The 19,497-nt window shown below is 75.4% G+C and carries 2 protein-coding genes; both read right to left on the bottom strand.

What is annotated here, in order from left to right; translation table 11 throughout:
• Positions 1-13: 13 nt before the first annotated feature.
• Positions 14-1,258, bottom strand: a complete 1,245-nt coding sequence (gene ccrA, locus ACH4S9_RS12390; protein ID WP_398371509.1) for a crotonyl-CoA carboxylase/reductase — start codon at positions 1,256-1,258, stop codon at positions 14-16.
• A complete protein-coding gene (locus ACH4S9_RS12385) occupies positions 1,258-19,497 on the bottom strand; it encodes a non-ribosomal peptide synthase/polyketide synthase (RefSeq protein ID WP_398371506.1) in 18,240 nt (6,079 codons plus the stop codon). Before ACH4S9_RS12385 ends, ccrA begins: the two co-directional genes overlap by 1 nt.

Here is a 19,497-nt window from a genome sequence, read left to right as displayed (position 1 = left end):
TTCTGGCGGCTGGTCAGGGCATCCCGGTCAGGCCGGGCCCGGGCGCGTTCACCAGCACCGCGGTGTTCCCCGCCGGGTGTTTGTTCTCGTACACGAGCTGGTGCGCGGCGCCGATCTCCTGGAACGGCGTCACCTGGCTCATGCACGGGTCGATCCGGCCCGAGGCCACCAGGTTGATGATCGCCCGGGTCTCCCGCACATTGGCCGCGTGCGAGCCCTGGAGGCGCTTTTGGAACATCCACAGGAAGCGCAGGTCGATATCGCCGTTGTAGCCGCTGGTGCCGGCGCAGGTGACCACCATCCCGGCGTTGTCGCAGACGTACACGGAGGTGGCGAGGGTGTCCCGGCCGGGGTGTTCCAGCACGATGCGCGGCGAGCGGCGCTCGCCCAGCACCTCCCAGATCCTGCGCCCGAAGGCCCGCGCCCCTTCCAGCCAGGACTGGAAGGCCGCGGTGTCCTCGGCGTCCGGGAGCCGGCCCCAGTGGTCGAACTCGCGCCGGTTGATGACCCCTTGGGCGCCCAGCCGCAGACAGTGGTCGGCCTTGGCCTCGTCGGAGATCACGGCGACCGGAATCCCGCCGAAGTGCCGCACGATCTGGATCGCCATGGAGCCCAGGCCGCCGGAGCCGCCCCAGATCAGCACCGGGTCGCCCGGCTGCACGGTGTGCGGCGGCCAGCCGCTCAGCTGACGGTAGGAGGTGGAGCCGCCACCGAGGAAACAGCCGGCCTCCTCCCAGGTCAGATGGTCCGGCTTGGGGTGGCACTGGTACTCGTCGACCACCGTGAACTGGGCGAAGGAGCCGAAGTTCAGCTCGTATCCCCAGGCGCGCTGGCTGGTGGAGGCCGTGGGGTCGGTGCCCATGCGGATGTCGGGCGCCGACTCGTTCCAGCGCACCCCGCCCACGATCGCCTGGTCGCCCACCCGGAACTGGGTGACGCCCTCGCCGACCGCCCACACCACGCCCGCCCCTTCGGAGCCCGCGATGTGGAAGTCGTGCGGATCGCCCCTCTTCCGCCGGGCCGCGATGACGTCGGCGGGCGTGCCGAGCGCGGCCCACACTCCGTTGTAGTTGACCCCGGCCGCCATCACCATCAGCAGGATCTGGCCCCGGCCCACCGGGGGCACCTCGACCTGCTCGATCTCGATCGCGTCGGCGGGCCTGCCGTAGCGGTGCCGCCGGATCAGCGCCGCGTGCATATAGCGGGGCACCTCGCCGAGCGGCGGCATCTCGCCGAGCGCGTAGATCTCCCGTCCCATCAGGCCTCCTTCTCGGTTCGGTGGTGACGCGGGTCTTCGAGGCGGGCGGTGACGAGCCGGCCGATCTCGGCGAGCGGTTCCGGCAGCATCATGTCCTCGTGCCGGCAGCGGACCCGGTGGCCGAGCACCCGCCCCCGGACGTAGGGGCGCCAGCGCTCGCTGCCGTCGTCGGCGCCGTCCCCGCCGTCCGGGCGGGCGGCGACGAGCAGCGCGTCGCCGTGGAACACGCCGGGCCTGAAGGCGTGCCGCAGGGCCACGTGGTCGCCGAAGGCCCGCAGGATGGTCTCCAGGTTGCCGGCCAGCAGGTCGGTGAGCGGATTGCCCTGGGCGCGCAGCGTCCGCGCGACCGCCTCCCGGGTCAGCGGCTCACCGGGCCGTGGCGCATCGCCGTGGGCGGTGGCTCCCGGGGCGACGACCTCCAGCAGGGCCCGCATCAGATCGTTGTCCGTCTCCCCGTCCTCTTTGTCCTCCCCGTCTCCCCCGTCTCCCCCGTTCTCGTACGCGCGGTCCCCGGCCGACGGGGCCGTGACCTCCGCGACCGGGTACGCGTCCAGCATCGCCAGCAGCCCCACCTCCTCGCCCTGTTCCTGGAGCCGGGTCGCCACGGCGTGGGCGACGAGACCGCCGAAGGACCAGCCGAGGAGGTGGTACGGCCCGCTGGGGGCCACGCTCCTGATCCGCTCCAGGAAGTCGGCGGCGATCTCCTCGATGTCCGCGGGCCGGTAGCCCGGCGTCCCGAAGGCGCGCGCCTGGAGTCCGTACACCGGGTGTTCCGGCGGCAGATGGCGCAGCAGTCCGGCGTAGCGCCAGCTCAGGCCGCCGCCGGCGTGGAAGCAGAAGACCGGGGGACGGCTGCCCGTGGTCCGCAGCGGCAGCAGCACCTCCAGGCCGTTGCGCTCGTCCGGGCCGAGCCCGGCCTCCAGCCGCCGCGCGAGGCCGCCGGGGGTCGGCGCGGTGAACAGCGCCTGCATGCCGAGGCGGGAGCCGAGCGTGGTGCGGATGCGGCTGATGAGCGCGGCCGCGGTCAGCGAGTTGCCGCCGAGCAGGAAGAAGTCGTCGTCGATGCCGACTTCGGGGACGCCGAGCGCGTCGGCGAACAGCCCGCACAGCACCTCCTCCTGGGGGCTGCGCGGCCGGCGCGCCGGCTCCGTGTGGTACTCGGGGGCCGGGAGGGCCGCGCGGTCCAGCTTGGTGTGGTCCGTCAGCGGCAGCGCGTCGAGCACGACCAGGGCGGAGGGCACCATGAAGTCCGGGAGCCGCCCGGCGAGCCGGGCCCGCAGCGCGGCCGGGTCCGGGGCGGGGGAGCCGGAGTCCGGCACCACATAGCCGACCAGACGCTTGTCGCCGGGCCGGTCCTCCCGTACCAGGGCGACCGCCTGGCCGATGCCGCCGCAGGAGCTGAGGGCGATCTCCACCTCGCGCAGCTCCACCCGGAAGCCGCGCAGTTTGACCTGCTCGTCGGCCCGGCCCGCGAACTCCATGAGGCCGTCCGCGCGCCATCGCACCAGGTCGCCGGTGCGGTACATCCGGGTGCCGGGCGGGCCGAAGGGATCGGCGACGAAGCGCTCGGCGGTCATGGCCGGGTTGTTCTCGTAGCCGCGGGCCACCCCGGAACCGGCCAGATACAGCTCCCCGACCACCCCGACCGGCAGCGGCTCGAGGCCGGGGCTGAGGACGTAGGCGCGGGTGCCGTCCAGCGGGCGGCCGATGGGTACGCTCTCGGGCACCGGGTCACCGGCGCGCATCGAGTGCCGGGTGGAGAACACGGTGGTCTCGGTGGGCCCGTAGCCCGCGGTGACCCAGGTGTCGGGGCAGTGGGCGAGCGCCTTGCGGACGGCGTACGCGGGCACCACGTCGCCGCCGGTACGGACCTCCCGCAGCCCGGCGAAGCACTCCGGGTGCTCCTCGGCGAGCAGCCGGAACAGCCCGCCCGAGGCCCACAGCCCGGTGATCCGCTCCGTGACCACCAGCTCCGCGAGGGCGTCCAAGTCGAGCCTGCCGGGCGGGGCGACCACGATCTCCCCGTGGTTCAGCAGCGGGACCCACCACTCCAGGGTGGAGGCGTCCCAGGCGTGCGGGGAGTGGAAGAGGACCTTGTGGGCCGGGTCCAGCCGCCACCACTGGTCGTCCGCCAGTTCCACCACGTTCTGGTGGGTGACCGCCACGCCTTTGGGGGTGCCGGTGGAGCCCGAGGTGTAGATGACGTACGCCAGTTGGCCGGGGTCCACGGTGACCTCGGGCGGGGTCGGGGCCTGGGCGGCGAGGCCGGGATCCGTGTCCACGGCGACCGTTGTGACGCCGTCCGCGGGCTCGGCCGCCCAGGCCTCGGCGCGCACCCGGTCGGTCAGCAGCACCGGAGCGGCCGTCTCGGCCAGCAGCAGCCGCAGCCGCTCCCGGGGGTGGTCGGGCTCCAGCGGCACATAGACCGCCCCGGCCTTGAGTACGGCCAGCACCGCGACGATCAGGTCGGGGCCGCGGTCGAGCTCCACCGCGACGCGGGTCTCCCGGCGCACGCCGAGCTCCACCAGGAGCCGGGCCAGCCGGTTGGCCCGCTGGTCCAGCTCGCGGTAGGTCAGCCGAAGGTCGCCGTAGCGGATGGCGGTGTCGTCGGGGCCCCGGCCCACCGCGTCGGCGAATCTCCGGTGGATCGTCATCGGCCCCGGGGGCGGCGGCGCTTCGGCGCCGTTCCACCCGTCGACCAGCTGCCGCCGCTCGTCCGGGCCGAGGACGCCGATCCGGCCGACCGGCCGGTCCGGGTCCGCGCCGACCGCCTCGAGGACGCGCACCAGCCGGTCCAGCAGCTCCTCGGCGGCGGAGCGGTCGAACAGCTCGGGCCGGTAGTCGAGCCGCAGTCGCAGCCCGGCCGGTGCCAGGACGGCGACCAGGGCCAGCGGGTAGTGCGCCGCGGCGCGGCTCTCCGAGGCCGTGGCGCGCGGCCCGGTGGCGGGCTGGTCGCCGGCCGGGGCGACCGGGAAGTTCTCGTACACCACCAGCGTGTCGAACAGCTCGCCGAGCCCCGCGAGCTGCTGGACGCGGGCCAGTCCGAGCTGGTGGTGGGCGCTGAGGGCGGACTGCTCCTCCTGGAGCCGGGCCACCGCCGACCGCCAGCTCCGGGCCGGGTCCAGCCTGACCCGTACCGGGAGGGTGTTGATGAACAGGCCGACCATGGACTCGATCCCGGGGATCTCCGGGGGGCGGCCGGAGACGGTCGTCCCGAAGACCACGTCGTCGCGGCCGAGCAGCCGTCCGATCAGCACCGCCCACGCCCCCTGGAGGATCGTGTTGACGGTGACCGCGGCGTCGGCCGCGTGGTTCCGCAGCGCCGCCGTGAGCGGGGGCGGCAGCAGGCGGACCACGGTCTCCGGCGCCCGGTCCGGGGGGCCGGCGTCCGCGGGCGCCAGCAGGGTGGGCTCGGTCAGCCCGGCCAGGGCCCGGCGCCAGGCGTCCTCGGCCGCCGCGGGGTCCTGGGCGGCAAGCCAGGTCAGATAGTTCCGGTACGGCACCGCCGGGGGCAGGGCCGCCGGGTCGCCGCGGTGGTGGTAGAGCGTGATCAGGTCCCGCAGGAAGATCGGTACGGACCAGCCGTCGAGCAGGATGTGGTGCTTGAGGACCAGCAGCCGGTGCCGCTCGTCCTCGACCCGGATCAGCCAGAACCGCAGCAGCGGCGGGCGGCCGGGGTCGAAGCGGTGGTGGCGGGCCCGCTCGGTGAGCCGGTCCAGTTCGGCCCCGCGCTCGGGCTCGGCCAGCCCGGACAGGTCCGTCTCCTCCCAGGCGAGTTCGGCCTGGCGCGGAATGATCTGCACCGCGTCGCCCGCGGCCCGGTGGCGGAAGCGGGCGCGCAGATTCGGGTGGCGCTCCAGCACGGCCCGCGCCGCGGCCCGCAGCGCCGGGCCGTCCAGCGGGCCCTCCAGGTCCAGCCTCATGTGCATGGTGTAGACGTCGGGGCCGGTGTCGGCGTACAGGGCGTGGAACAACAGCCCTTCCTGAAGGGGGGAGAGCGGCAGCACGTCCGCCACCCCACCGGGCTCCGCCTCCCACGTGTCGATCTCGGCCTGGGTGGCCCGGACCAGCGGGAGATCGGCGGGGACGAGTCCGCCGGCGCCCGGGCGCCGCGCCCCGTCGGCCAGCGCGCGCAGCGCGGTGAGCCAGGTGTCGGCCAGGTCCTGGATCTGGGCCGCGGTGAACAGGGCGCCCGGCCACGCGCAGTTGATGCTCAGCCGCGGCCCGTCCGGGCTGTCCCGGGTGACCGCGCCGATCTCCAGGGCGTGTGCGAAGGGCAGTTCGCCGTCGGACGGGTCGAGACGGACCTGGGGATGTGCGGCGACCGACCATCCGGCGGGTTCGGGGCTCTCGTCGAGCCCGCCGCCGTTCATCCGGCCCAGGTAGTTGAATCCGATCTGCGGGGTGCGGTACTGGGCGAGCAGCGCGGCGGTGTCCGGGTTGAGATAGCGCAGCAGCCCGTATCCGAGGCCGTTGTCGGGGAGTTCCCTGATCCGGCTCTTGATCCGCTTCAGGGCGGCCACGGTGGCCCGGCCCCCGGCGAGCGCCTCGTCCAGGTCCACCTCCCCGGGGTCAAGCCGGAGCGGGTGGATGCTGGTGAACCAGCCGACGGTGCGGGAGAGGTCCACCTCGTCGGCGATCTGCTCCCGGCCGTGTCCCTCGACGTCGACCAGGAGGGTACGGCCGTCGCCCCAGCCGTGGCGTTCCCGCCAGCGGGCCACGGCGAGCGTGAGGCCGGTCAGCAGGATCTCGTTCATCCGGGCCTGGTAGGCCTGTGGCGCGGCGGTCAGCAGGGCGTCGGTGATGTCCGCGGGGACGGTCACGGTCAGGTGCTCGGCCGTGGCCCGGGTGTCCCGGGCGCGGCGGAACGTCTCGGCGCCGAGGCGGGGTTCGGGCCCGTCGAGCATGTCCGTCCACAGCTCCAGCTCCGCGGCCCGCTCAGGGCTCTGGGCCTCGGCGAGGAGCAGCTGCGCCCAGCGGCGCAGCGAGGTGCCGACCGGGGCCGGCCGGGGCGTCCCGCCGTCTTCGGCGGTCCGCCAGGCGGTCACCAGGTCGGGCACCAGGATGCGCCAGGACACCCCGTCCACGACCAGGTGGTGGGCGATCAGCAGCAGGCGGCCTGGCCGGTCGTCCCCGGCGTCGAACCAGACCACCTGGAGGAGGGCCCCGGCCTCCGGGTCAAGGCGCAGCCGCGCGGCCTCGCCCTCTGCGGCCACCACGGCGGACAGCTCCGCGGAGCCGTCCGGGTGGCCGCTGATGTCCACCCGCCGTATGCGGTCCTCGGCCCGTACGCTGCCCGGCGGAGTGACCTTGAGCCCCCAGGTGACGCCCGTCGGGGCGCCGGCCAGGACCGCGCGCAGCGCGTCGTGGTGGTCGAGCAGGCACTGCACGGCGGCCGTGAGCGCGGGCAGCCCCAGGGGCGGGACGGCCAGCAGCACCGACTGGTTGAGGTGCGCCACGGGTCCGCGCCGCTGGGCGAGCCAGCGCATGACGGGGGTCGGCGGTACGGCGCCCACGCCGTCGCCCCGGGGCTCCTCCGCCCGCGCCTCGGGCTCGCGCACGGCGGCGGCCAGTTCGGCCACCGTCTGGTGGCGGAAGAGGTCGCGGGGGGTGAGGACCAGACCGGCCCGGCGGGCCCGGCTGGCGGCCTGGAGGGCGGCGATGCTGTCCCCGCCGAGGGCGAAGAAGTTGTCGTCGGGCCCGACCCGCGGCAGGCCGAGGACGTCGGCGACGACCTGGCACAGGATGTCCTCCGGGCGGGTGCCGGGGCGGGGTCCCGCGTCGGCCTCCGGCGGTGTCCGCCGCGGTGCCGGCGGCGCGGGCAGCGCCTTGTGGTCCACTTTGCCGTTCACCGTCAGCGGTATGCGCTCCAGCGTCATCAGCACCGTCGGAACCATGTAGTCGGGCAGCAGCTCCGCCAGCCGGGTGCGGAGCCGCGTGGCGTCGGCCTCGGCGCCCGGGGCGGGCCTCAGATACCCCACCAGACGCCTGTGGCCGGGCTGGTCCTCCCGTACGGTCGCGACCGCCTGGGCCACCTCCGGGAGGGACTCCAACGCCGCCTGGACCTCGCCCAGTTCGATGCGGTATCCGCGGATCTTGACCTGGCCGTCCGCGCGGCCGACGAACTCCAGCTGCCCGTCGGCCCGCCACCGTACGAGGTCGCCCGTGCGGTACATGCGGTCCCCGGCGGGCCCGAAGGGGTCCGCCACGAACCGCTCCGCCGTCAGCGCGGCACGCCCCAGATACCCCCGGGCCACGCCGACTCCCGACACGTACAGCTCGCCGGGGACCCCGGGCGGGACCGGCCGCAGCAGGTCGTCCAGGACGTAGGTGCGCAGGTTGGGGAGCGGGCCGCCGATCGGCGGTATCCCGTCCACGGCCGGAAGCGGACCGGCCATGGTGCACGAGACGGTGGTCTCCGTGGGCCCGTACGCGTTGAACATCCGCCGCCCGGACGCCCACGTGGGCACCAGACCCGGCTGGGCCGCCTCGCCCGCGATCACCAGGTTCACCACGGACGGCAGGCTGTCGGCGGGCAGCCGGGTGAGGATCGCCGGCGGCAGCGTCGCGTGGGTGATCCCGTAGCGCCGGATCAGCTCGGGCAGTTGGTCCACCTGGGCGAGCATGTCGGCCGGGCCCAGCACCAGGCAGGCCCCCGCGCTCAGGGGCGTACAGATCTCGGACATGGCGGCGTCGAAGCTCAGCGACGCGAACTGGAGCGCCCGGCTGCCCGGCCCCATCCCGTACGTCCCGATCCTGGCCAGCACGATGTTGGGGATGGAGCGGTGCTCCACGACCACGCCTTTCGGGCGCCCGGTGGAGCCCGAGGTGTAGATCACATACGCCGGGGTGCGGGGGGTCAGCGGAGCCCGGCGGTCCGCGTCGGTGAGGTCCGTGCCCGGCAGGCTCAGCGACTCCTCCACCGTGGCCGGGCTGTCCAGGACGACCCGCCTGCCGGGCGCCGGCTCGGGCAGGGTGTGTGCCGTCCCGGCCGTGGTCACCAGAAGTTCCGGCCGGGCGTCGGCCAGCATGTAGGCGATCCGGTCGGCCGGGTACGCGCTGTCCACCGGCACATAGGCCGCGCCGGACTTCAGCACCGCGAGCACGGCGACGATCATCTCCACGGAGCGCGGCACCATCAGCGCGACCCGCCGCTCCGGACCGGCGCCCCGCGCGACCAGCAGCCGGGCCAGGCGGTTGGCACGGGTGTTCAGCTCCGCGTACGAGACGGTGGTGTCCCCGCACCGCACGGCCGGGGCGTCGGGGGTGCGCGCCGCCTGCTCCTCGAACATCCGCGGCAGCAGCGCGCCGGGCAGCGGCCGGGCGGTGTCGTTCCAGCCGTGGAGCAGCTGTCGGCGTTCCGCCGGGGCCAGGATCTCCACCTCGCCGATCGGGCGGCCCGGGTCGGCGACGACGGCGGTGAGCAGCCGGACGAACCGCGCCGCCAGCGCGGCCGCCGTGGCCGGTGCGAACAGATCCAGCGCATAGGCGAGGGACCCGGTCAGACCCGCGGGGGCGCCCTCGGCCGAGCGCCGCTCGCGCAGCCGCACGGACAGGTCGAACTTCGCCCTCCCGGGGCCTTCCACGGGCGCGTCCATGCCGTCGTCGGTGTCCTCGCCGGCGTCCTCGTCAACTGCGCTCAGCCCGGGCAGCACCGCGTCGGGGCGGGCGAAGTTGTCCAGCACCAGGGCCACCTGGAACAGCGGGTGGTACGCGGGCGACCGCGCCGGGTCGACCGCGTCCACCACCCGCTCGAAGGGCACGTCCTGATGCGCGTACGCCGCCAGGTCCGTCTGCCGCACACGGTCCAGCAGCTCCTGGAACGAGGGGTTGCCGGAGGTGTCGGTCCGCAGCACCAGCATGGTGGTGAAGAGGCCGACCAGGCCGTCCAGCGCCTCGTCGCCGCGCCCGGCCAGCGCGGTGCCGATGGGGAGGTCCTCGCCCGCCCCCGACCGGGTCAGCACGGCGGCGAGCGCCGCCTGGAGCACCATGAACGCCGTGGCCCCGCGCGAGCGCGCCAGCGCCAGCACCGCCCGGTGCAGCCCGGCGTCCAGCTCGAAGGGCACCACGCCGCCGCGGTGGCTGGGCTCGGGGGGCCGGGGCCGGTCGGCGGGCAGGGCGATCTGCTCGGGGAGGCCGGACAGGGTCCGGGCCCAGTAGGCGAGTTGCCGTGCCATCTCGCTGTCCTGGTCGCCGGCGTCGCCGAGCAGCTCCCGCTGCCAGAGGGCGTAGTCGGCGTACTGGACGGGCAGCGGCGCCCAGCCGGGCGCCTCGCCGGCCAGCCGGGCGGCGTAGGCGGTGGCCAGATCGCGCAGCAGCGGCCGGACGGACCCGGCGTCACCGGCGATGTGGTGCACCACCAGCACCAGGACGTGTTCGCGCGGTCCCAGCACCAGCAGCGTCGCCCTGAGTGGGGGCTCGGCGGTGAGCGTGAAGCCCCCGCCGCGCGCGGCGGCGATCGCCCGGTCCAGGCCGTCGCGCGACCCGACCTCGACCGTCCGCAGCAGCGGGCCGGGCAACTCGGCGGGGTCCAGCACCCGCTGGCAGGGCTCGCCGTCCGTCTCGGGGAAGACGGTCCGCAGGCTCTCGTGACGGGCCACCACATCGCCCAGCGCGGCCCCAAGCGCCGCCCGGTCCAGCGCCCCGCGCAACCGCGCCACCAGGGGAATGGTGTACAGCGGGCCGGTCTCCCCCAGCCCGTTCAGCACCCACAGCCCGCGCTGGGCGAACGACAGGGGCAGCACGTCCGGCCGCGGGCGGGGCGCGGGCCGCCGCCGGGCGGAGGCGGCCCGGCCCGCGTACGCCGCCAGACCCGCGACGGTGGGCGTCTCGAACACGGCCCGGATCGGCAGCTCGACCCCCAGAGCGGCACGGACGCGCGCCACCAGCCGCGCGGCCAGCAGCGAATGGCCGCCCAGGTCGAAGAAGTCGTCGTCGGCTCCGACCCCGCCCACGCCGAGGACATCGGCGAACAGCCGGCCCAGGATCTCCTCCTGAGGGGTACGGGGGGCCGTGCGCGCCGCGTCGCCCGCCTCCGGCGCCGGCAGCGCCCTGCGGTCGGTCTTGCCGTTCGGCGTCAGCGGGACGGCGTCCAGCGCCACCACCACCGAGGGCACCAGGTGGGCCGGCAGCCGGGCGGCCAGGGCCTCGCGCGCCGCCCGCGGGCCGCCCTCGTCCGCCCCTCCCACCACATACCCGACGAGCCGCGGTTGGCCGTCCGGGCCCGGCAGCACCGCCGCGACGGCGTCCGTCACGCCGGGCAGGGCGCGCAGATACGCCTCCACCTCGCCCAGTTCGATCCGGTGGCCGCGGACCTTGACCTGGTCGTCGGCGCGGCCGGCGAACTCAAGCTGCCCGTCGGCCCGCCACCGTGCGAGGTCGCCCGTGCGGTACATCCGTGCCCCGGCCGGCCCGTACGGGTCGGCCACGAACCGGGTGCCGGTCAGGCCCGGCCGGCCCAGGTAGCCGCGGGCCACGCCGTCGCCCGCCAGGTACAGCTCGCCCGCGACACCGTCCGGCACCGGGCGCAGCCTCGCGTCCAGCACATAGCAGCGGGTGTTGGCCAGCGGTGTGCCGATGGGCGGCGGCCCGTCGGCGCCCTCAGCCGCCACGGGCGCGCTCGTGGACCAGATGGTGGTCTCCGTCGGCCCGTACATGTTCCGTACCGAGGCGGCCCGGCCCGCCAGCGCCGACGCCAGCGAGGAGTCCAGCGCCTCGCCGCCGACCAACGCCCGCAGGCCGTCGACGGCCTCCGGGTCGGCGTCCAGCAGCGCACGCCACAGGCTGGGCGTCGCCTGCATCACCGACCCGGCCCGCGCGCGCAGTTCGCGGCCGAGCTCGCGCGGGTCGCGCACCACATCACGCTCGACCACCACCACCTGGGCACCCGAGACCAGGGGCAGGAACACCTCCAGCAACGCGATGTCGAACCCGAACGTGGTCACCGCCAGCCAGCTGTCGCCCGGCGCCACCGCCACCGACGGGGCCACCGCCGACACGAGATTGCGCAGCGCGCCGTGGGAGACGACCACGCCCTTGGGCCGCCCGGTCGAACCCGAGGTGTACAGCACATACGCCGGGTGGTCGGGCCGCGCCGCGACCGCGGGCAACGGCCGCTCGGCGGGCTCCACCTCGTCGAGCACCACCACCGGTACGCCCAGATCCCGGGGCAGCCGCTCCACCGCCGCGCGCACCGTCAGCACCACGGCGGGCGCCGCGTCGCCGAGCACGAACCTCACCCGCTCGGCCGGGAAGTCCGGGTCGACCGGCAGGAACGCGGCGCCCGCCCGGCCCGCGGCGACCATGGCCACCACCGCGTCCACCGAGCGCGGCACGGCCAGCGCCACCACCGACTCCGGGCCGACGCCCCGCCCGGCCAGCAGGCGCGCCACGCCGTTCGCCCGGGCGGAGAGCTCCGCGTACGAGAGGGTGACGCCCCGGCACGACACGGCGGCGGCCTCCGGCGTACGGGCCGACTGAGCCTCGATCAGCGCCGGTATCAGGGGCGACGGCTGCTGTGCGGCCGTGTCGTTGCGGCCGTACAGCAGCCGCTGCCGCTCACCGGCGTCCAGGATCTCGATGTCCGCGATCCGCACGTCGGGCCCGTCCGCCACGGCACGCAGCACCCGCTCCAGACGCTCCAGCACCGATGCGGCCGTGGCCGCGTCGAACAGCTCGGTGGAGTAGTCGACCACGCCCTCGAGACCGCCCGGTTCGCCGCTCGGCGTGTGCAGCTCGCCGAGGCCGAAGGACAGATCGAACCGGGCCCACCGGCTTTCGCCCGGCACGCCGGCGACGTCCAGGCCCGGCAGCGCGAGCTCCGCGGCCTTGGTGCTCCGCACCGTCAGCATCACCTGGAACAGCGGGTGACGGGTCAGCGACCGCCGTGGGTTGACCTCCTCGACCAGCCGCTCGAACGGCAGGTCGAGGTGGTCGTACGCGGCGAGGTCCGTCGCCCTGACGCGGTCGAGCAGCTCGCGGAAGGTGGGGGCGCCGGAGGTGTCCGTGCGCAGCACCAGCGTGTTGAGGAAGAAGCCCACCAACCTGTCCAGGGCCGCGTCGCCGCGCCCGGCCACGGGGGTGCCGATGGGGATGTCCTCGCCCGCGCCGAGCCGGGTCAGCGTCGCCGCCAGGGCCGCCTGCACCACCATGAACAGGCTGGCGCCGCTCTCCCGGGCGAGCGCCAGCAGCCGGCCGTGCAGCTCGGCGTCGAGGAAGAAGCGGAGCCCCGCGCCCCGCTGGGGGCCCGAGGCGGGGCGGGGCCGGTCGGTGGGCAGGGCGAGCTCCTCGGGCAGGCCCGCCAGGGCGCCCGTCCAGTAGGCCAGCTGGCGGGACAGCTCGCTGTCGGCATCACCCGACTCGCCGAGGAGTTCGCGCTGCCACAGGGCGTAGTCGGCGTACTGGACCGGCAACGGCGCCCAGGCGGGGGCCTCGCCGCCGCGCCGCGCCGCGTAGGCCGAGGCCAGGTCGGTGGCGAGGGCCTCGATCGACCACGCGTCGCCCGCGATGTGGTGCAACACCACGACCAGGGCGTGTTCCCGGGGCCGCAGCGACAGCAGCGTGGCGCGCAGCGGGGGCTCCGAGGTCAGGTCGAAGCCCTCCCCGACGAGGGGGGAGACGGCCGCGGCCAGGCGGCTGTCTCCCCCGTCGTCAGGTTCTGGGGTGGCTCCGGGTACGTGGGCGGTCCGCAGGCGCGGGCCGGGCACCTCGGCCGGGGTCAGCACCCGCTGGCAGGGCTCGCCGTCCGACTCGGGGAAGACGGTCCGCAGGCTCTCGTGACGGGCCACCACATCGCCCAGGGCGGCCTCGAGCGCAGCCAGGTCCAGCTCGCCGCGCAGCCGCACCGTCAACGACAGGTTGTACAGCGGGCTCGCCGGATCGAGGCGGTTGAGGAACCACAGGCGGCGCTGGGCGAAGGACAGCGGAATCGCGTCCGGCCGGGGGCGCGGCGTCAGGGCCGCCCGCGCCGCGGTCCTGCCGTCCAGGCGCGGCGCCAGACCGGCCACCGTCGGCGTCTCGAACAGCGCGCGGATGGGCAGCGTCGCCCCGAGCGTGGCGCGGATCCGGGACAGCAGCCGGATGGCGAGCAGCGAGTGGCCGCCCAGGTCGAAGAAGCCGTCGTCGATCCCCACCCGGGCCACGCCCAGCACCTCGGCGAACAGCCCGCACAGGATCTCCTCCCGGGGGGTGCGCGGCCCCCGGCCGGCCCCGGCCGCCTCGGGCGCGGGCAGCGCGCCCCGGTCGACCTTGCCGTGGGGCGTCAGCGGCAGCGAGTCCAGCACCACCACGGCGGACGGCACCAGGTACTCCGGCAGCGCCGACGCCAGCTCGCGGCGCGCCGCGACCGCGGCCACGCTCGCGCCCGGGGCGGGCACGGCGTACGCGACCAGCCGCCGGTCCCCGGGCGTGTCCTCCCGTACGAGGGCGACGGCCCGGTCCACCCCGGGCAGCGCGGCGACCGCCGCCTCGACCTCGCCCGGCTCGATCCGGTAGCCGCGCACCTTCACCTGGTCATCGGCCCGGCCGAGGAACTCCACCACGCCGGCGCGCGTCCAGCGCACCACGTCCCCGGTGCGATACATCCGCGACCCCGGCGGGCCGAACGGATCCGCCACGAACCGCTCGGCCGTCAGCCCCGGACGGTCCCAGTACCCGCGGGCCACGCCACGGCCGGCCACATACAGCTCCCCCGGAACGCCGTCCGGCACCGGGGACAGCCCCGCGTCCAGGACGTACACCCGGGTGTTCCACATGGGCCGGCCCAGCGGCACCGGGCCGTCCGCGAGCACCGCCCCCGCCGGAATCGGGTGATCCAGACAGCCGACCGTGGCCTCGGTGGGGCCGTAGTGGTTGACCACCTCGACGCCCGGATGCCGGGCCCGCCACGACGCCAGCCGGGCGCCACTCAGCGCCTCACCGCCGACGACCAACTGCCCCGTGGGCGAACACGCGTCGGGCAGCTCCTGAAGGACCGGCAGATGGCTCGGCGTCACCTTCGCGAACGTCACCCCACCCGGCACCGAAAGACGCTCATCCAGATCCGCGACCACCAGAGCGCCACCCGCCGCCAACGTCCCGTACAACCCCGTCAACCCCAAGTCGAACGACAGCGGCGAATGCAACAACGTCCGCCCCGCCAAACCCGGATACACCACCACACACCGCACCACGTAATCCACCAACGAACCCTGCTCCACCACCACCCCCTTCGGCCGCCCCGTCGAACCCGACGTATAGATCACATACGCCACATCACTCGCCGACACCCGCACACCCGGGTCGTCAGCGGGCTCCCGGTCCAGCGCCGCCACCGTCTCCGCCGCGTCCAGCACCAGCGCCCGGGTCGCCCCCCACACCGGCTCCACCCCGGCGCGGGTCACCACCAGCGACGGCCGCGCGTCCGCCAGGACCAGGCCCAGCCGGGCCCCCGGCTGCTCCGGGTCCAGCGGCACATACGCCGCCCCGGCCTTGTGCACCGCCACCATCGCCACCACCGCGTCCGCCGAGCGCGGCAGCGCCAGCGCCACCAGCGAGCCGGCGCCCACCCCCTGACCGCGGATCACCCGCGCCAGCCGGTTCGCCCGCGCGTCCAGCTCGGCGTAGGTCAGCGCACCGGCCGGGCCCGACGGGCCGCTCACCACCGCCGGCGCCTCCGGCGCCGCCGCCACCCGCTCCTGGAACACCTCCAGGAACGACCCTGCCGCCACAACGTGCCCGGTGTCGTTCCGCAGCGACAGCGCCTCGTCCCGCTCGGCCGCGTCCAGCAGTTCCACCCGGCCGATCCGCAGCCCCGGATCGGCCGCCACCGCCTCCAGGAACCTCACGAGCCGCGCCGCGAGCGCCTCCACCGTCTCCCGGTCGAACAGATCGGCCGCGTAGGTGATGGTCCCGGCGATGCCGGCCGGGGCGCCGTCCTCGGCGCGGTGCTGCGCCGCCTGCACCAGGAGGTCGAACTTGGCCCGGCCCGCCTGTTCGGCCAGCGGGGTGTCCACGCCGCCGTCGCTGGTCAGGCCGTCGAGCCGCACCCGTTCGCGGTCGAAGTCGTCCAGCACCAGGCGGACCTGGAACAGCGGGTGATACGCCAGCGAGCGCTCCGGGTTGATCTCCTCCACCAGCCGCTCGAACGGCAGGTCCTGGTGGTCGTACGCGGCCAGGTCCGTCTCCCGCACCCGGGCGAGGAGGTCCCGGAAGGTCGGGTCGCCGGAGGTGTCCGTGCGCAGCACCAGGGTGTTGACGAAGAAGCCCACCAGCCGGTCCAGCGCGGCGTCGTCGCGCCCGGCCGCGGGGGTGCCGATGGGGATGTCCTCGCCCGCGCCGAGCCGGGTCAGCAGCGCGGCCAGCGCCGCCTGGACCACCATGAACGGGGTCGTGGCGGTGGCGCGGGCCAGCTCCAGCAGCGCGGAGTGCGGTTCGGGGGCGACCGTGAACGGCACCACGCCGCCCTGGTGGGTGCCGGCGTCCGGCCGGGGGCGGTCGGTGGGCAGCGCCAGTTTCCGGGGCGCCCCGGCCAGGGCGCCCTTCCAGTAGGCGAGTTGGCGGGACAGCTCGCTGTCGGGATCGCCGTCGTCGCCGAGGAGTTCCCGCTGCCACAGCGTGTAGTCGGCGTACTGGACCGGCAGCGGGTCCCAGGCAGGGGCCTGGTCGCCGCGCCGCGCGGCGTACGCGGCGGCCAGGTCGGCGGCGAGCGGGCCGACGGACCACGCGTCGCCGGCGATGTGGTGCAACACCACGACCAGGACGTGTTCCTGAGGATTCAGCGCCAGCAGCGTCGCGCGCAGCGGCGGCTGTGCGGTGAGGTCGAAGCCGGTCCGTACGGACTCGACCGCCGCGGCGAGCTCGCTCTCGGCCACGTCGACGGTGCGCAGCAGCGGGGTGGGCGGCTCCTGGACGTCAAGCACCCGCTGGCAGGGCTCCCCGTCGACGGCGGGAAACACCGTCCGCAGGCTCTCGTGGCGGGCCACCACATCGCCCAGCGCGGCCTCGAGCGCAGCCAGGTCCAGCTCGCCGCGCAGCCGCACCGTCAACGACAGGTTGTACAACGGGCTGGCCGGATCGAGCCGGTTGAGGAACCACAGGTGCCGCTGGGCGAAGGACAGCGGAATCGCGTCCGGCCGCGGGCGGGGCGTCAGCGCCGCCCGCGCCTCGGTCCGGCCGCCGTCCAGGCGCGGCGCCAGACCGGCCACGGTGGGCGACTCGAACAGCGCGCGGATCGGCAGGTCCGCGCCCAGCGTGGCGCGGATCCGCGCCATCAGCCGGGTGGCGAGCAGCGAGTGGCCGCCCAGGTCGAAGAAGCCGTCGTCGATCCCCACCCGGGCCACGCCCAGCACCTGGGCGAACAGCCCGCACAGGATCTCCTCGCGCGCCGTGCGCGGCCCCCGGCCGGCCCCGGCCGCCTCCGGCGCGGGCAGCGCCCTGCGGTCCACCTTGCCGTTCGGGGTCAGCGGGAGGGAGTCCAGGCCGACCACCACCGAGGGGACCAGATACTCCGGCAGAACGGAGCCCAGGGCCCGCCGGATCTCCCCGGGGTCCGCCGCCCCCACCACATAGCCGACGAGCCGGGGCCGCCCCTCGGGGCCGGGGACGGCGACCGCCACCGCGTCCGTCACCCCGGGCCGGGCGCGCAGATACGCCTCGACCTCGCCGAGTTCGATCCGGTGGCCGCGGACCTTGACCTGGTCGTCGGCGCGGCCGAGGAACTCCAGCGCGCCCCGCTCCGTCCAGCGCACCACGTCCCCGGTGCGATACATCCGCGACCCCGGCGGGCCGAACGGATCCGCGACAAACCGCTCACCCGTCAGTCCGGGCCGCCCCAGGTACCCCCGCGCCACCCCCGCACCCGCCACATACAGCTCCCCCGCCACCCCGTCCGGCGTCAGGCGCAGCCCCTGGTCCAGCACATACACCCGGGTGTTCGCCAGCGGTTGGCCGATCGCCACCGGACCGCCCGCCTCGACCGGCGCGCTCGCCGACCAGATGGTGGTCTCCGTCGGCCCGTACATGTTGCGCACCCACACCGCGCGCGAGGCCAGCCCCGAGGCCAGCGCCCCGTCCAGCGCCTCGCCGCCGACCAGCGCCCGCAGCCCCGCCACCGCTTCCGGGTCCGCCTCCAGCAACGCCCGCCACAGGCTCGGCGTGGCCTGCATCACCGTCACGCCCCGCTCCCGCACCGTCCGGCCCAGCGCCACGGGGTCGCGCACCACCTCACGGCCCGCCACCACCACCTCGGCGCCGGACAGCAGCGGCAGGAACACCTCCAGCAGCGAGATGTCGAACCCGAAGGTCGTCACCGCCAGCCACCGGTCGCCCGGCACCGGCTCCACCGACGACATCGCCGCCAGCAGGTTGCGCAGCGCCCCGTGCGACACCACGACACCCTTCGGACGCCCCGTCGAGCCCGAGGTGTACAGCACATACGCCGGGTGTCCGGGCGCCACCGCCACCGGGGGCAGCGGCTCCCCGTCCGCGTCCTCGATCAACACGACCGGGACGTCCAGACCCGCGGGCAGCCGGTCGCGCGCCTCACGGGTGGTCACCACCACGGCGGGGCACGCGTCGTGGAGCACATACGCCACGCGCTCGGCCGGGAAGTCCACGTCCACGGGCAGAAACGCCGCCCCCGCCGTCATGACGCCCGCCATCGCCACCACCGCGTCCACCGAACGCGGCACCAGCAGCGCCACCACCGACTCCGGGCCGGCCCCGTGCCCGGCGAGCAGCCCGGCCACCGCGCGCGCCCGCGTGTCCAGCTCCGCGTACGACAGCGCCACTTCCCCATCGGACACGGCCACCGCGTCCGGCGTACGGTCCGTCTGGGCCCGCAGCAGCGCGGGCACCAACGGCGGCGGCAGCTCGCGCGCGGTGTCGTTGCGGCGCAGCAGCAGCCGCTCCCGCTCGGCCGCGCCCAGCACGTCGATGTCCCCGACCGTGAGGTCCGGTGTCGCCACCGCCGCGCGCAGCACCCGCTCCAGGCGGGCCGCCACCGACTCGGCCATGGAGCGGTCGAGCAGGTCGGACCGGTAGTCCACCCGCATCCGCAGCCCGTCCGGCGACGTGGCCACGACGAGCGTCAGCGGATAGTGCGTGGCGTCCCGGCCCTTGGCGCCCACCAGCCGCAGACCGGAGTCCAGGCGGGCGGCCGTGGCGGGGTCCACAGGGAAGTTCTCGACGATCAGCGTGGTGTCGAACAGCTCGCCGACCCCGGCGAGGGCCTGGATGTCGCTGAGGCCGAGGTACTGGTGGGGTCCCAGGTCCGACTGCTCGTTCTGAAGCCGAACCAGCGCCTTGGCGAAGGGCTCGGAGTCCTGGAGCCTGACCCGCACCGGAACGGTGTTGATGAACAGTCCGACCATGGACTCCACGCCGGGCACCTCGGCGGGCCGGCCGGAGACCGTCGCGCCGAACACCACGTCGTCCCGCCCGGTCAGCCGCCCCAGCACCACGGCCCAGGCCAGCTGGAGCACCGTGTTCAGCGTCACCGCGTGCCCGGCCGCCAGCCGCCGCACGGCGCCCGCGAGATCGGCGGGCAGCAGCGTCTCGACGCGGTCCGGCATGCGCTGCGCCCGGCCCGGCTCGGCCGGGGTCAGCCGGGTGGGTTCGGCCACCCCGTCCAGCGCCTTGCGCCAGGCCTGCTCGCCGACCGAGCGGTCCTGCCCGGCCAGCCACCGCAGATAGTCGCGGTACGGGGTCACGGGCGGCAGGGCGTCCTCGCCCCGCTCGTAGACGGTGAACAGCTCCCGCAGCACCAGGGGCGTCGACCAGCCGTCCAGCAGGATGTGGTGGTTGGTGATCACCAGGCGGTGCTGCTCGGGCCCCTGGCGGATCAGCAGGGCGCGCAGCAGCGGGGGTTCGGCCAGGTCGAACCGCTCGGTGCGGTCCCGGTCCGCGAGCCGGGCCGCCTCCGCCTCGCGCCGTGCCGCGTCCAGCCCGGCGAGGTCCGCCTCCCGCCAGCCCGCCTCGGCCCGGCCCGGGATGAACTGGACCGGCTTGCCCGAACGCAAGGGCCGGAACCCGGCGCGGAGGTTGGGGTGGCGTCGCAGCAGCGCGGCCAGCGCGGCCTTCAGCCGGGGCGCGTCCAGCGGTCCGGCGAGGTCGACGGCGAGCTGGACGGTGTAGACGTCCTCGCCCTCGCCCTGACCCGTGTAGAGGGAGTGGAACAGCAGGCCTTCCTGGAGCGGGGACAGCGGCAGGACGCCCTCCAGCCCGGACGACGGCTTCCCCTCCGGTCGGACGTTACGGGTCAC

This window comes from Streptomyces sp. NPDC021225 (assembly GCF_044332865.1).
In the GTDB taxonomy this organism is placed as follows: Bacteria; Actinomycetota; Actinomycetes; order Streptomycetales; family Streptomycetaceae; genus Streptomyces.
The sequence above is the reverse complement of the archived record's forward strand: the minus strand, read 5'-3'. Positions and strand labels throughout refer to the sequence as shown.